At 57.8% G+C, this 16141-nt stretch carries 11 protein-coding genes; 4 read left to right on the top strand and 7 right to left on the bottom strand.

The features are described from left to right. Complete coding sequence (locus AC5RUK_RS01405; RefSeq protein ID WP_494151183.1) at positions 1-2196, bottom strand: ATP-dependent DNA helicase RecG; 2196 nt, start codon at positions 2194-2196, stop codon at positions 1-3. After that, positions 2186-3124 carry a DAK2 domain-containing protein gene (locus tag AC5RUK_RS01400; protein ID WP_494151524.1) on the bottom strand — a complete coding sequence of 313 codons (939 nt, stop codon included), beginning with the start codon at positions 3122-3124 and terminating at the stop codon, positions 2186-2188. Before AC5RUK_RS01400 ends, AC5RUK_RS01405 begins: the two co-directional genes overlap by 11 nt. Positions 3125-3705: 581 nt before the next feature. Here AC5RUK_RS01400 and wecB point away from each other — a divergent pair. The 4 genes from wecB to AC5RUK_RS01380 all read left to right on the top strand — a co-directional run bounded on the left by wecB (position 3706) and on the right by AC5RUK_RS01380 (position 7637). Continuing rightward, on the top strand, positions 3706-4848 hold the full coding sequence (wecB, locus tag AC5RUK_RS01395) for a non-hydrolyzing UDP-N-acetylglucosamine 2-epimerase (RefSeq protein WP_494151182.1): 1143 nt from the start codon (positions 3706-3708) through the stop codon (positions 4846-4848). A gap of 596 nt (positions 4849-5444) precedes the next feature. After that, complete coding sequence (locus AC5RUK_RS01390) at positions 5445-6497, top strand: ATP-grasp fold amidoligase family protein (protein WP_494151181.1); 1053 nt, start codon at positions 5445-5447, stop codon at positions 6495-6497. Positions 6498-6553: 56 nt separating this feature from the next. Further along, a complete protein-coding gene (locus AC5RUK_RS01385; RefSeq protein ID WP_494151180.1) occupies positions 6554-6676 on the top strand; it encodes a hypothetical protein in 123 nt (40 codons plus the stop codon). A 145-nt stretch (positions 6677-6821) separates the two neighbouring features. After that, the gene (locus tag AC5RUK_RS01380; protein WP_494108518.1) at positions 6822-7637 is read left to right on the top strand and encodes a hypothetical protein; all 816 of its coding nucleotides are present in this window, start codon (positions 6822-6824) and stop codon (positions 7635-7637) included. Positions 7638-8507: 870 nt separating this feature from the next. Here the strand turns inward: AC5RUK_RS01380 and AC5RUK_RS01375 are convergent. The 5 genes from AC5RUK_RS01375 to AC5RUK_RS01355 all read right to left on the bottom strand — a co-directional run bounded on the left by AC5RUK_RS01375 (position 8508) and on the right by AC5RUK_RS01355 (position 16135). After that, positions 8508-9524, bottom strand: a complete 1017-nt coding sequence (locus AC5RUK_RS01375; protein WP_494108519.1) for a DUF6395 domain-containing protein — start codon at positions 9522-9524, stop codon at positions 8508-8510. 240 nt (positions 9525-9764) lie between these two features. Beyond that, on the bottom strand, positions 9765-11780 hold the full coding sequence (locus AC5RUK_RS01370) for a glycosyltransferase family 2 protein (protein WP_494151179.1): 2016 nt from the start codon (positions 11778-11780) through the stop codon (positions 9765-9767). After that, the gene (locus AC5RUK_RS01365; RefSeq protein ID WP_494151178.1) at positions 11773-12285 is read right to left on the bottom strand and encodes a hypothetical protein; all 513 of its coding nucleotides are present in this window, start codon (positions 12283-12285) and stop codon (positions 11773-11775) included. The genes AC5RUK_RS01370 and AC5RUK_RS01365 overlap by 8 nt, the downstream gene beginning before the upstream one ends. 149 nt (positions 12286-12434) lie before the next feature. After that, entirely contained in the window at positions 12435-13688 is a 1254-nt protein-coding gene (locus AC5RUK_RS01360) for a nucleotide sugar dehydrogenase (RefSeq protein ID WP_494108687.1), read from the bottom strand. A 512-nt stretch (positions 13689-14200) separates the two neighbouring features. Further along, positions 14201-16135 (bottom strand): glycosyltransferase family 2 protein, encoded by a 1935-nt coding sequence (locus AC5RUK_RS01355; protein ID WP_494151177.1) that lies wholly within the window; start codon positions 16133-16135, stop codon positions 14201-14203. Positions 16136-16141 lie beyond the last annotated feature (6 nt).

The following is a 16141-nucleotide window of genomic DNA, read 5'->3' as shown; positions in this document are numbered from 1 at the left end:
CTACCCGCGCTCAAGGAAGGCCTCCCGCTCGGGATTCAGGTACAACTCGATGGCGTCCGCCAGCTCCGGATACTGGGCGAGGGTGGAGTCACGCTGCAGGATCGCCGTCGCGTCTTCCCGGGCTTGGGCGATAACCGCCTCGTCCTTGATCACGCGCAGCAGCCTCAGGGTCGATTTGCCGCCGGATTGGGACGCCCCGAGGATGTCACCTTCGCGACGCAGCTGGAGGTCTGCCTGGGAGAGTTCAAACCCGTCGGTGGTCGCGGCGACCGCCTGCAGCCGCTCCCGGCTGGGGTGCCCCGGCTCCAGCTGTGTGACCAACAGGCAGGTACCCGGGTGACCGCCCCGGCCCACCCGTCCGCGGAGCTGGTGGAGCTGCGAAATGCCGAAGCGGTCGGCGTCCAGGATCACCATCATGGTGGCGTTGTGCACGTCGACGCCAACCTCGATGACCGTGGTGGATACCAGGATGTCCAGCGTGGCGTCGTTGAACGCCGCCATGGCAGCAGCCTTCTGCTCCGGGTCCATCCGGCCGTGCAGCATGCCGATCCGGACTCCGTCCAGGACCGGCAGCCCGCCCAGGTGTTCGACGAGGGCGGCCACCGACGCCATGGGCCGCTGCTGCTCCTGCTGCTCGGACAGCTCGTCCGGCGGATCGGCTTCTTCGAGCTCGTCATCGCCGATCTTGGGACACACAACGTAGACCTGCCGGCCGGCGGCGACCTCCTCGCGGGCGCGTTCCCAGATCCGGCCCTCCCAGGCGGGGTGTTCCTGCAAAGTCACCATGTGGGTGGTGATCGGCGCGCGGCCCGCGGGCAGCTCGGTCAGCAGGGACGTTTCCAGGTCACCGAAGACGGTCATCGCCACCGTCCGGGGGATGGGAGTGGCGGTCATGACCAGCAGGTGCGGAGGCGTGGCCGAACGGCTCCGGAGGCGGTCGCGCTGCTCCACGCCGAACCGGTGCTGTTCGTCCACCACCACGAGGCCAAGGTCCAGGAACTGAACCGTGTCGGACAGCAGGGCATGGGTGCCGACGACGATGCCCGCCTCTCCGGTCGCCACATCGAGCAAGGCCCTGCGCTTGGCCGTTCCGGTCATCGACCCGGTCAACAGCACAACCTTGGTGCCGTCGGGGTCGCCGCCCAGCATGCCGCCCTGCGCCAGGGGTCCAAGCGTCCGGGTGATCGAGGCGAAATGCTGGCCCGCCAGGACCTCGGTCGGCGCGAGCAGGACGGCCTGCCCGCCCGAGTCGACCACCTGCAGCATGGCCCGAAGGGCAACCAGGGTCTTCCCCGAACCGACCTCGCCCTGCAGCAACCGGTTCATGGGTGAATCGCCGGACAGCTCGGCCGCGATGGTTGTGCCGACCTCTCGCTGCCCTGAGGTCAGGTCGAACGGCAGGCGGGCGTCAAACTTGTCGGCAATACCGCCCTTCCGTCCTGGGCGCGCAGTCGCCTGTTCCGCCGCGGCGATGGCCCGCTTCCGCCCGAGGGCCGCCTGCAAGACCAGCGCTTCCTGATACCGGAAGCGGTCCCGGGCCGCGTTGGCGGCCTCCATCGTTGGGGGCCGGTGGATCTGTTCGTAGGCTTCGGCCAGCGAGAGCATCCCGTCCCGGACTGCGATGTCGGTCGGGATGGGGTCGCCCAGGCGGCTGAAGTCCACGGCGTCGAGCAATAGGTCTACGGCTGCCTTGATCCGCCAGCTGCCCAGCTTTGCCGTTGCCGAATACATGGGCACCGGGCGCAGAGCCTCCTCTGCGTCGAATTCGAAGGCGTCTTCGAGCAACTGGTAGTCGGGGTTGGTCAAGGTCAGGTTTCCGCGGTAGGAGGTCACCTTGCCCGAAAACATGGCGATGGTTCCCGGCCGCAGCTCCCGTTCGGCCTGATAACCGTTGAAGAAGGTGAGGCTGATGTCCGAGGAATTGTCGGTCACGACAACCTCGGTCAGCGAACCGCGGCGGGCCCGCATCTTGCGGGAACTGGTGCCGAGCACCCGGGCCACCAAGGTTGCGTCCTGGTCGATCGGCAGCTCGGCGATCATGGTCAGCTCCCCGCGCTTCATGTATCGCCGCGGGAAGTAATTGAGCAGTTCCCCGGTCACCGTCATGCCCAGGTGTTTTTCGAGTGCCGAGGCCGAGCGCTTGCCGAGCCGCCGCTCCAGCGGGACGCTCAGCTCATCGGGCAGGTCAGCCGCCATGGGACTGCTCCGGCGGGCCGGCCAGCTCCGTCATGCTGACGTTCATCGGTTCACCCAGCTCACGGATGACGTCCAGGGCCGCTTCGCCGTCCGGCACGTGGGCGTGGACGCGCCAACGGTACCCGCCCTCAATTTCGGTCACCGCGCTCATGATGACCGAGTCGCCCAACTCGTCCAGCTTCAAGCGCAGCGTTGCGGCGTCCAGGGGGCTGAGGTTGACGGTGCACATCACTTCGACGCCTTCATCCACGTGGTCCAGATGCAGGTGGGGATCCTGCACGTTGTATCCGTGCAGGCCGTCCAGCAGTTCCGGCTGCAGTTCCACGCCCAGGGCGCTGGCACGCAAGGTGTCCATGATCAGCAGGAACCCGACGGCGCCCGCGTCGACGATGTGCGCCGACTCCAGTGCGCCGAGCTGCGTCTCGGTCCTGACGACCGCGACGACGGCCTCCTCCACGACCGATTCCAACGTTGCCGCAAGCCCGTGGTTGCTGTCGTCGCCGTTCTTCGCCGCATGTACCGCCGACGCCGCCCGCGAGACTGCGGCGATGACGGAGAGCATGGTTCCCTCAACGGGCTCGCTCAACGCTGACCAGCACCGGATTTCGGCACGCTGGAGGGCCGCGGCCAGCAGCGGCCCGGTCAACCGGGTCGTGCCCCGCAAAGGTTCGGCCAGGGCCGCCAGGAAAACGGACAACAAGGTGCCCGAGTTGCCGCGCGCTTCTTCCATCGCGGCCTGGCCGGCTCCGGCCAGGAGTTCGCCGATGTCCGCCGTCCGGTATTCAGCGGCCGACTTCGCCGCCGCCCGGATAGTCAGATAAAGGTTGGTCCCCGTGTCTCCGTCGGCGACCGGGAAGATATTGATCGCATTCAGACGGTCGCTGTGGTTGCCGAGGACGACTTCGGCCTTGGACAGCCAGCGGCGCAGCGCTTCGGCATTGGCAGCAATCTTCGTCTGCAAACTGTTCCCATCTGCATGCGCCGGCGATGCCCGCCAACGATCGTCCTTAGTTCTCCGGCGTTAATCGAGCCTACCGCAGTTGTCCCTCCGGGCGTGGCAGTTCCGCAAAGGCGGGACGATCAAGACTGCGCTGAACTCAGGGTCCGCTAGGACTGCCGGTCGGGCGTGCCAAGGCTTGGACGAATTCTGGCCATCTATAGTGTTAGGGAAGATTTACTAATACGCGCGGAGGCCCTTCCATGACTTACTCACCTGCGGAGCTGCCGGCAGCCCGTCATATGAGCAGCCCTGCGAGCTCCAACACCATGCGTTCAGGGGATGCACGTGCCAAGAATAACGTTATCCCCCGTAATTCAGAACGCGCATATCGTAGAAAACGACGGATTGCCGCGCTGCTGGCTGTGGCTGTCATAGTCACTATTCCTCTTTTGATCGCGGCACTCATTATGCTCTAAGAGGCCCAACGTTTCCTGTAACGGGAGCGGGAAGCCTGACAACCAGTTCTGCCCATGTTTCAGGGCTGCATCACCGCTACCACTGGGGGATCCTTGCACACCGTCATGCCTATATACGGCACCCGCCCCGAGGCGATCAAGATGGCGCCAATCATTAAGGCGCTGGAGGCTGACCCCCGCTTCCAGTGCGTGGTCACAGTCACTGGGCAGCACCGCGAAATGTTGGATCAGGTCAATACCTTTTTTGGCATCACCCCCGACCACGATCTGGACATCATCCAGCCGGGCCAGTCACTAAACGGAATCCTCACGCGTACCGTTTCAGGTTTGGACACGCTGTTTACCAATGTCACGCCTGCGGCCGTCCTAGTCCAAGGCGACACTACGACGTCGACCGCCGCGGCTATAGCCGCCTTCAACCGAGGCATTGCTGTGATCCACGTCGAAGCCGGATTGCGCAGCGGCAACGTGTTCTCTCCGTTTCCAGAGGAAGCGAACCGCAAGATCACCTCCCAAATTGCCAGCCTTCACTTGGCCCCAACTGTCGCCAGCAAAGCCAACTTGATAGCTGAAAATGTGACTGACCGCGACATCGTTGTCACCGGAAACACCGTGATCGACGCCCTATTGAGGGCTGTCGCTACCGAAACGCCCTTCACGGATCCGCGACTGGAGCAACTAACCGCCGAAGACCGAAGGGTCCTGTTGGTGACCACCCATCGGCGGGAGAACCAGGGAGAGGCAATGCGAGGGGTAGGGCGTGCCCTGTCCCGCATTGCGTCCAGGCATCCCGACATTGTAATTGTCCTCCCCATCCATAAGAACCCGGTAGTGCGCAAAGCAGTGCTGCCCGCACTAGATGGGGCTGCAAACATCGTGGTCACCGAACCTTTGGACTACCCGGAATTCACTCGCCTGCTGTCGCTTGCCCACATTGTGCTAACCGACTCCGGCGGTGTTCAGGAGGAAGCCCCTAGCTTGGGGAAACCAGTGTTGGTCATGCGGGAAAACACCGAACGGCCCGAGGCCGTTGACGCGGGCACGGTCATGCTGATCGGCACCGATGAAGACAGGATAGTAGCGGAGGTCACCAAATTGCTCGATGACAGGGACCACTATGACGCCATGGCAGCAGCGGTGAACCCTTATGGCGACGGCAGAGCCGCCGCCCGGACCGTCGCTGCTGTCCGTGCCCTGCTTGGCCTAGGCGAGCGGCTGCCGGACTTCGCGGGCTAAACCGTGCTTCCCACTGAAATCTTTGACGGACCGAGGCCGGGAGTCAATAATTGTCACTTCGCAAATTACTTGCGGCCGGCGACGCGCGATTCATGGGTTCCAACCTATTCCATTATGAGCTCGATGAAACCTACTGCATCCCCCAGGACAAGGTAACGTGCGCCGCCAACGAGACCTCCTTGTCTGGCCCCCAACTCGTTATGGGGCCTCCAAGTGAAGGCCAGACAGATGGACATGGACGCACCAACGGTAACCGCCTTTCAACTCAGCCAGCACATCAAATCACGGAATTACCCAATGTGCCGCCCAGCTTTCAAGCGCGTCGAAGCACCCAACAGACAGCGATTTATGCTGCACATCGCCCAACCTTCACCGTGCGGCCCAAGTGCGTATATGGATCCTTAACCTACGTCATCGCAAGCTGCCCAGCAATCAGGGCAATTACTCCTCGCGCTCGGTGCAAGGGGCCAGCAATAAATACAGACCAGCACGAATTACCACTAAAAGTAGTTAATCCCTGAAATGGATCGATGGATTCTACCTGGCGACTTAAATGAACGCTTGAAGTCATCTCTCCAACTTTACGAAAGGCTATAATGGGCACCTACGATGCGGAAGTTACTCGAGCCATTGATGAATACGCAAACGGGCTGCAGCAGCTTTGGAGAACCATAAACCGAGTACGAGGACAGCAGGACATGCCGCAGGCTGACCGTGAGAGGCTTCTGACAGCACTGTATTCGCCATTGAGCACGAAAGATATGAAGCAAAGCTTTGTCACCGATGGCGACATTTATGGAATCGGCGTATCCTTTCGTTCATGCGTTACCAATATGATGCGATTCAAGTCCAAACTTGCGCAAATGGGATGCCCCCTTGCACCCAGTCTGAACTCTAAAGAGGCTGACCAAGAGTTTGCAAAAACTCTCGGCGTGCCTATCCCAAATATATACGCGAGAAACGCGTCACTCGACACCCTACAACTGCGTCCGCTTACTGTCATCAAGCCTACTTGGGGAGACTCTTCACGAGGAGTATTCTTTGTCGACCAAAATCTGCATTTACAGTCACTTCGAACACAGAAGGTATACGAGGACTTCCCCAGCGCCCTGCTTGAACTCCGAGGGCACGAATCTCGCGTCTCTATGGATGCTTGGATTATCGAAGAAGCTGTTCTCAATACCGCAGGGGAATTGGCGAGCGACCTGAAGTTTTATTCATTCTATGGCCACATTGGCGCCGTACTCGAAATTGCCCGTGGCCGTGGAGAAGATGGACAGAATTTATACTGCTCTTATCGACCCAACGGTGAGTCTTTTAAGTTTTTGAAAAATATATCGAGTTTTGAGGGATCTGGGATCCCCAGCGGGTTGCTTGAGCGCGCAAAACGTATATCTCTCGCTTCGCCTGTTCCCTTTTTGAGAATCGATTTTCTTCGCGGGGCGAAGGAATGCTACCTCGGAGAGATAACTCCACATCCGGGCGGAATTTATGCTGGCCGCCTATACGATAATATCGATAAGGAGTTCGGGCATCTTTTCCTGGAAGCAGAAGCAAGACTGCTAATTGATTTGTTCAACGGGAAGTCTTTTTCCAAATATTTCTCAACCTATAAGGTCTCAACTGCTTCCCCCGACCTGGCAGAATAGATCTGATTGTCGTCCGCGGGCGTTACGTCTACCTGACGCTGGAAACGTTGGTCAGCATGACAGTTACTGATGAGAAGCAGCCAGCAGTGGACCCCTACATCTTCGCGACCGAATCCGTTCGGGCCCACGAGGGTTCGCCGGTTCAGTGGCCCACGAGCGTGCAGATGGTGGCTCAGTGAGGTGAGCCGGGTTCTTCCACTCGAGTTTCTTGGGTATGCCCTTGGTGCCGACCGCAGCAACGGTGCGAGGCTAGAGGTTTGCATCTACGCCTGATCAGCTGAGTAATTCGTAAAATCACGCAGCGGGCCAGTACAGTTGACTCTTGTGCAGGACGAATATTATAAAATCCCTATCTACGAACATGACAGCGTGGAAAAGTTCACTCCGACGGAGGAAGTAGCTACCCACCGCATTAAGTGGGAAGGCGGTGTTATCGAATGCGTTGCCGCGATCCGCAGCCACCCGGTCCTAACCGTTGGTTACCATGGAGCTGTGGACAAGCAGCGGTTACCGCTGTTTGAGCGTCTAACCTCTCGGATGCGGAGTCCGGAATCATTTATCTTGTTCGCTGATCCGACGTTACTACTGTCGGAAGAAATGAAGATCGGCTGGTTCGTCGGTGCCGCCGACGACGATCCTACAGATATGTTCTTGGCAATAGTTAGGAAGGTTGCGGACGTCTGCGGGTCAAACGATGTCCAGTTCACTGGATCATCGGCAGGCGGTTTCGCTGCCCTTCAGCACTCCATCCGGTGGCCTGGCTCGACTGCGATTGTCTTCGCTCCGCAAACTGACGTGTCGAAATACTATTCGGGTCACTACAACCGGCTCGTGGAGCATGCCTTCCCAGGGCTGAGCGGCAAGGAGGCGCACGAAAAGTACATCGAGCGACTCTCGGCTGTACACACTTACGCCAACATGGCGCGGCAAAACAAGGTGCGCTATGTGATGAACCAGGGCGACGACCACCATGTGCGGGTTCATTGCGCCGCTTTCGCTGAGTTGTTCGGCTTGTCGACGAGCGGTGGAGTGAGTGAGGACGGAACAATTGAGATCGTCCCAATCGACCTTGGTAATGGTCACATTACTCCGCGGGCAGATGTTTTCGAACCGCAATTGAACGCCGTGACCAAACGCTGACCGGACGCTGTTGCAGGTTCGGGCCATCGTCTCTGCAGGCCGGCCATCGAAGCAATGTGGTAGGTGGCAGAGCCGGGATGATGTCTCCCGTGAATGTCCAGGAGCAGGGTCACCCGCTCCCAATCGGCGCCCGTGCCCGTACTGAAATGTACGCGAACTATTATTCGTGTCCTCCAGTGCCGAGGAACCGCACCGGGTAGGGACTACTGGCCCTCCGCCAGGAAGAACACATGCAGGTTTCCCATGGCCTCAGCCGCGCCAATGCCGCCCCACCGGTAGTCGTGATCCCGGGTTCTCCCGTTAGGGGTTACTTCACGTGCCACTTGCGGCGCGCCCTTGCACTCTGACCCCCTCGCTGGTGGCGATGCCCAGCCCGCCGCTGGCGGCCCTCTCTCGGGTAGAAAATGGCGGAGGCAATCCCTCAGCGGCGTTAGGCGCCATTAGGAACGTACTGCGGGTATGGTCGCCCGAGCTGCTATCAGCGTTGTACCACTCCCATGAGTGGAAATGGCGACCAGCATACGGACGCTGATCCGCCACCAAATGATTAAGGAGACCAGGGGTAGGCGCGGTTGACCGATGGAATTCGTCCCGGCGAAGCACCTGCTGTTATTGCCATCGGATGAGATGCCGCATGCGCTACTTACTTGGAGTGTCCTGAATAAGCATGAATCTGGGTTGCTGGCCCTTAGGCCTCGGTGTGCTGTGCCCTACTGTGAGGCCTGCGATGAAACGCAGTTGCGTCTCATCCTCGGGCGGGCCTTATCCAGCAGTTTCTTGCGGCTGACGCCGCCTGGACCATGCCGCACGCGCTGTGTTGATGATGATGCGCTCCAGCCTGAAGTGGGTCAAAAAATCCTCAGCAATTGGCTAGCCGACGTACGAAGACCAACTCTTCAGGCTGGAATCGTCGCTCAAAGCTCGGATTCCATAAGCCTCCAATTGCTCCAAGAAGTATTCTCTTAGATGCACGGGAACATGACGAATCGACTCACCATACCAAGCGTCTACCCATGAAATGTCGCGAGTGAGATCGTTTATCCTTTCATGACGGAGTCCATAAATATCCCTTGCCCAGAGCAGTGTTCCTAGTACTGGCACCCATGCTCTTGCTAGTACCTTTTCAACCTCTGGATTCGACGGTATTGGGTTGCCGATGAGTGCACACTTTCGGTAGCACTTCATGCAGTTCAGACACGGCCTCCCATTAGAACCTCTCATGCATCCCATGGCGTATTGGAACCCTCTAGCGATCTTGGTTGTACTCACCTCTGTCAGACCAGCACATGGACAAAAGTAGTAGAAGCCCAGCTTTGTGAATGCGGTTTCCAAGTCACTGATCCGAGGTTCAACATATTTCGTCCCATGTCCATGCTGAGACCGGAGGTAAATAAACTCGATTATGTTACCGTCGGCAAAAGTTGTGATATTCAAATGTTCTGCAAGCAACAGGCTGGTAACTGTCCATCCCGCCGCGCCGTAGAAGCCACGCGGTTTGCCATAGGCTTTGGCTAGATAATCCTGGTTTGTGGTTATGGAGATACCACCTACTTCTTTGACTGCTAAGAGCGCATTCTCCAGCTTGTGCAATTTGCTTGGCACCGCCACGCGCGTATATATCGGTATTGGGTTTTCAATTAACCTGAGTGCAGCTGCTGAATCCACCCCGCCCGAAAAGGCAACGGCAGTGCGCCCGTGCCGAGCATTGCCGAACCCCACGTCTCTTGGAATCACATCAACTTTCTCACCGTGCGGCGTGAGCATTACGTATTCGACCAGTGACAACAACTCGCGACTTGGCATACCGTAACCGTGAGGCATATCCCAGAAGATATCACCGCCCTGGTGATGGAATACCAACTTAGGCCCGTCAAGAGACCACTTCATTCTTGTACCTTTCCTACAGCGAGTAAAGACTCAAACCTATTATCCACCCGCTACCGGATGCGGACTGGCATAGCATGCAAAGCAACACGCCAAGTCCAGCTCCCTTAACCATTCCACTCTCGAAGCACATTTGAGTGGCCGAATTACGGAAGCCGCGCAGCCGCGCTCCCTGCGACAACAACTCGCAGTACGGACATATAGCGATCTTTTACGTTAAGGCGAAATAACATAGTTCGGCGGTCAGAAGGACGGTTTCAGTTGCTCATTGATCCAAGCAGCTAATGCATGTGGTTCTTGCCAAAAGTCCCGATGCACAGGTTTGGCCAAAAGCTCCGCCGGCACTCCAGAAGCTAATTCTTCGGCAACGTCATTTCTCGACGGCACCCACACAAGGTCTTGGCCAAGGACATTCCGGGAGTTTTCAATGCAATCTTCTACGCTGTACTTTAGTAGTCTACTCTCTGAATCCAAAGGTGGTTCATTGACAAGTAGCAAACCCTTCGCGCCCTGGACAGCCCACGGTTCATCTCCCACGAATTGCAATAATATTGGATCATCCACCACAATGAGACGCGCAGTGGCATTGTCGTCCGTCGCCACGAGCGACGCCTTTCCCGAGTTAACAAGATTCGATATATCTTTGCGCACTAATCGATTCTGTATCTTAGTGTTAGAAATCGACCTAGCGATGCTAAGGAAAGGTTGCATGTCAATTAATCCAACCCGCAATTTGCAGGAGGAGAGGGCCTCTGTAACTTTGATTAGGCGTGCGCCAACCGTCTCGGAATAGCGCAAATCTGCGCAGATAAGCACATCATATTCTGTCTCCTTGTCTTTTGACTGCAAAAAACGATTGGGGGCAGAAAATTTCCGCTCCGAGATCACGTGATCGACAAAGAGGCTCCGGTTTTCCCTGACAGCCTTCTCGTGCCACGCTTTATAGAGCGATGGATAATAAACACGCGCCTGATGTCTCCAACGTGGTTGGAACTCTGCTCTTGACAACGATCCTTTACTAAGACGTACGAACGCAAGGGGGAAGTTCCCAACAACAGGAATGCGTTGTCTGAATGCTATCTCTATGCGCTCCTGGAATTCGCTGTCGCCGCCTTTTCTGACGGTATCGAAGTATCCTATTCTTCTCATTACTGGCCATAGCCTAAAAAGTAACGATGAGCTATTCAATCTGAGAGGATTCTGATACCCGGGATCATCGAAAACCAACTGCTCGTCCAAACGAATACAGCGACTATGACTAGCCATGATGCGATCATCTTGCAAGAGGGGCTGCATCTGGGTCGTGATGCGCTCTGGTCGCGACCAGTCGTCAGAGTCCTGAAAAGTAACGAATTCGCCCTGCGCAAGAACCATTGCCTTCGTGCGGGCTATATAGGTGCCTCCGTTACGTATTTGACGGATTAGCCGTACGCGAGGATCGAGTTGAAGGGCTTGCTCTAAGATACCGTCATATTCTGCACCAGACGCATCATCAACGACAAGAATCTCGAGATTTTGCCAGGTTTGTGCGACAAGCGAACGTACCGCCGTCAGGAGACCCAAGTCGGGTTTGTAGGTAGTAACAACCGCTGTGACCAGTGGTTCTTCAGAGGGCTTTAAGGATGTCTCGGTGACCGTTGGCACCGTGGTCAGGCGGTCAAACGGCATTCCTCCATCCTGATCTCGAAGTGCAACTCGTCTGAGCCCAGGGGCCGCCACCATGGCATTGAGCGACTCGATCCATCGTTCTTCACTGTCAGATTCCGCAGCGGACACGAAAGGATTTGACATGTTCAAAGACAGCGATGCCCGCCTCCTTGGGTGCCAGTCAAAGCACTGTATCAACCGGGATGCACGGCCAAGGTCCCTGTCTCGAAGCGCCGTATCGACGGAAATCTTCCTTAAGGCCGGCGAGAACGATGCCCCGCCGCCCTCAGCCAAAACTGTGTCAACGATGAGGCTTCCCAACTGAGTATCGATCCGCTCATTCTGAAGCATGAGGAATTCAGCCAAACCCAACAGCCAGTCTCTATCAAACATAGTTATGTCCGTTGAGGCGGCTGACATAAACCACGACCGGATCTCGTTAAAGTCGAAACGCTCATTCGATGCTAGGCGAGCCAAAACGTTTCGCGCAGCAGAAGATCGAATCCGTAGGGCGGCGTGGAGAACGTTTTCTCTTTCATATGCGCTGACTTGACGCGAGTAATAAACTTGGCATTCACGGCTGGACTTACCCACACAGTCAAACTTAGTCATGGGCACTACCAGTCTCCGAAATGTAAGATTCTCGCAAGTCGGATGCGGGAGTCTCGCAGTTGGTGGCGGACCCCGATACGTGCGCACGTGGGTGCAGTGCCGATTCCACTTTTGCAAGAAGTTCTGATTTCAAGTCCTCCAAGTAAATGCGCGTTTCAACGCGACCTATCTTGCTCAGATTGAAAGCTTCGGTGGAATCGCCACGGATAGTCTCCACAGCTTCGATCAAATGCGCCTGGTCCGCTAGTAGCTTGACGACTTCGCCGCGGAGAGCTTTGATGTGATCGATCGTCTTATCGCGTCCGCGGTCAATCTTTCCTTTGAGGATAACAATTTGTTGCTGATCCTCTTTCATCATCCGCAACAATTCCGACTGATGGGCATGCGTCTGCCGGATCTCGATTTCCAAGCGTGCAACATCTGCAGCCAGCTTGACGGATGCTTTTCGAGTTTGGATAACTTTTGTTCTGATATCTGCAACGAACCAAGCGGCGGTCGCCGCCATAATCCCAACCATAGACACACTTGCAAAGACAGCGTTTCCATATACGGCAATGACGGTACATGCAGCAGCCGCCGCAGTCGCGAGGATTATGGCCATTCTGCGGGGAGGCATCGGGAAATTACTCTCTCTTGAACTTAGATTTGCTACTGTTACAGACGGTTCGCCGATGAAGTGGTAGTCGCTCCTCTAGTATCGAAGAAGATGCGTGAGTTTTTACTCATCGCGTCCGGGTCATAAGCAGAGTGATTCTGGAGTAAAAGCACGATGTCCGCATCGGAAATCGCGTCGTCCAGTTCGATGGCAAAAGGAATCTCTAAGCCATTGACGTACCATTCCGGGACGCTCGGATCATGATACGAAATCTCTGCGCCCTTAGCCAGCAATATCTCTGCTATCGGGAGGGCCGGAGATTCGCGCTGGTCCGCAATATTTGCCTTATAAGTCACGCCAAGCAGCAGGACTTTTGCCCCGTTCAGTGCCTTGCCAATTTGGTTCAGCATGTCCTGCACACGATCTACAATGTATCGGGGCATGGAATTATTGATCTCTTCCGCGAGTTCAACAAAGCGGAAGGGATATCCCAGTGAACGTTGAACCTGGAAGCTAAGATAATTGGGATCGATGGGAATGCAATGTCCTCCAACACCAGGTCCCGGATAGAACGCCTCATAGCCGAATGGTTTAGTCTTCGCGGCGTCGATGACATCCCATAGATCGATGTCTAACTCATGGCAGAATTTGGCCATTTCGTTGACCAACGCAATGTTGATATGTCGATAAGTGTTCTCGAGAAGTTTGGCGGTTTCCGCCTCTTTCGCACCTTTCACGGGCACCACGACGTCGATAAACCGTTCATAAAACGATTGGGCGCGTTCAGTTGAACGGGGACTGACGCCCCCGACTACCTTCGGTGTATTTGTCAAGCCCCAGATAGGGTTCCCCGGATCAATTCGTTCGGGTGAGAAGGCAAGAAAAAAATCTTCATCGAGGATGAGGCCGCTCTTCTCAAGGATCGGCAGGACAAGATCGTTCGTTGTACCTGGATATGTTGTTGATTCCAATATAACGAGGGTGCCCTCGCGTATGTGCGACGACACCGAACGCATTGCGCCTTCCACGGCGCGAAGATCAGGGCTGCCTCCTTCCCCCAATGGTGTGGGGACACAAACGACTACGACGTCGGCATCCGCGATCACGGCGGCGTCCGTAGTTGCTTCATATCCTTCCTCGATCATCTTCATGACATCTTGGTCGCTTAAATCGTCTATGTGCGACCGTCCGGCGTTTAGATTGCGCACGGTAACTTCGTTCAGATCGAGTCCGGTTACCTTGACACCCGATGCCGAGGCTCCCTGAGCCAAGGGGAGGCCAACGTACCCCTGTCCTATTACGACTAGTTTCATTCTTTTCTCCGGTTCATGGACTGATCTTCCAGCACCGTACCGTAGCTGAGAATCGCACTCACACCTATTCACGGAGCCGCATGCCTACCGTCATTATCTGGCACAACCGTTATAATCGCACTGTATGTGACATCTGATGAGCTGAAAACCAAAAGGGCATGTTAGTTTGTTTCCTAATATCAGGGCTCACGATAAATAATCCGTGTGGCTACTATATTATAAAGGTTTCACCAGACGAGAGTCCAGCGGACAGCGTGAGGACACCTGGATGGAGTTAGGCGTGGTTGCGGCCCGTTCCCGACTCCCTGATACCCAGGTTCACGATCAAGCTCGGAGGCGACCATCACCTCAAAGAATTAACCGGCTGGGGACAGGTTTCGGGAGGTATACGCACCCCGAGTTCACCGGTGGTTACTGGGCGAAAGGTTTTAGACCTCTTTGGTTGGGCGTCCCCGCTACTGCCGACTGAAGAGGGCTTCATTGTCCACAGACCCAAATGACTGGTTGCCGGGTCATTCCTGCTCTCCCCTTGCCGAAGTGGCGGTCTGCGGGCCTGACGCAAGCCTACTGAAAATGCTGGACAGGCTGGCGTGGCGACCGGGCGGATAGTAGCGGATATCCTCGGCGTCGATCTGCGGCGGCAGGACGAACCCGTCCCACTGCTCTCGGGAATTCTGCAGGAAGGTCTCCGTCTCCGGCGCCCAGGTGTGCCCACCGTGCCCCGGGGCGTCACTGTACCGATGCATCACGTAGTTCTGGCCGTGGCTGCGGTAAATACTGCCGCCCGCGGCCTCCACTGCCTGCAACAGGCAGCGGTCCACGGCGCGGTGCACCGGCCGCCAGCCGCCGACGTCCGCCAGGTCCGACTTAGAAATCAGCATGGTGCCGCCAGCCACATGGTCCGAGTAGCGCTCTCCCTCGGAGGGGCGCCTGGTCAGGATGTCAAGATCCTCGAGGTAAACGAACTCGACCTGGCTTCCGGTGAGCATCGCGCCGGAGTAGCGGCGGGCGTAGATCAAGTCGCGCAGATGATGCCGCCCATACCAGTCGTCGTCGTCCATCTTGGCAATGAGCCCGCCTCCGGCGGCTCGAACGCCGAGGTTCAACACCTCTCCCAGGACCTTCTCAGGTCCGGCTTTTCGAACCACCAGGTCACGCGAGCAATCTTTACGCAGCTGCTCCAGCTCGGCATCGGGCACTTCGATGCCGTGCAGCACCAGCACGATTTCCACGGCCGGCCAGTCCTGCCGCTCGATTTGCCGGACGGCTTCCCGGATCCTGTCGGCACGGCGGGTGGCCAGCACCACGCTGACCGCCTCCGGTTCCAGGGGCGTCATTCCGGCGCCGGCTGCCCAGTGGTTCCAGCGGGCGGCCGGTTCGAAGAGACCCAGGGCCAGCCGGCGCATGTCAATGGACTTGGATTCGCGCAGCAACGCCGTGTCCTGTGCGTCGAAGGCCGAAATGGCGGCAGCAAGGTCCGGTCCGAGCATGCGCACAGCAGCCGTGTCGCCCGCTCTCAAGAGCGGGACGCCGGCCGTAGCCAGGCCGGAAAGCACAACGGCGGTGGCACGGTGGTCGGCTGCGCCAACCAACGTGGAAACGTCCACATAACTGCGGGAGCGCAGCGCGGCAATGCAGTACTCGCCGAGCGGCTCCCCTGGAGCCAGCGAAGCAACCGGCTGGTCGGCATCCGCAGCTTCGGCATCCCTGAAGACCAGGCCGCCCCCGGGGGCGAAGTTGGCGCGGACGGTGCCGTGGTCCGGGTAGGGGTTGAAGCCGCGCGGCGACACACAGCGCACATCCACGGGCGGCAGGGCCATTGACCAGCCGCTGTTATCCGCCAGCCCATCAGTGGGCCGGACAAAACCGGCAGGCCTCCGGACCGAGGCGATTTCGGGTTCGGTGTCCGCCACTACCAAGTCCACCGGGAAGATATCCTCGTCGGCCGGTTCTAGCAGGGCCGGGCAAAGCGACCGGGCCAATGGATCGCCTGCGGCCCAGGCCGCGTGAGCGGGATCCGTGATCCCCACCCGCAAACCACCAAGCACCGATCCGGGCCGGCCGGTTTCCAGATGCATCAGCCCCGCGGCGATCGCGCGGTGGACATCTACCCACTTGCCCGCCGCAACGGTGACGGCTGCATATCCTTCCGGCGCTGCCGACGCCGAGATCATCAGCCCTGCGCGCATCTGCGCGACCGTGGGCCGTGCCGGCGGCGGGTGCTTTTCGCCGTCGTTCTGCAGCACCAAGTGGACCCGGTGTGCCTTGCCGGACAGCGTCAGCAGGGGCAGCCACTGCCGTGCCTGTGCCACCGACCGGACGGCAAGCACAAAGTTGTCATGCCACCGTTGCTGCGCTTTGGAGGCAGACGCGATGCTTTGAGGCTCGTTCAGATCCTCAAACGTCCATTCGAAGGCCTTCGGTCCGAAATTGAGTGCATTGGCCAACCGCAG

The sequence above is a fragment of the Arthrobacter sp. Y3223065 genome (assembly GCF_059090885.1).
The sequence above is the reverse complement of the archived record's forward strand: the minus strand, read 5'-3'. Positions and strand labels throughout refer to the sequence as shown.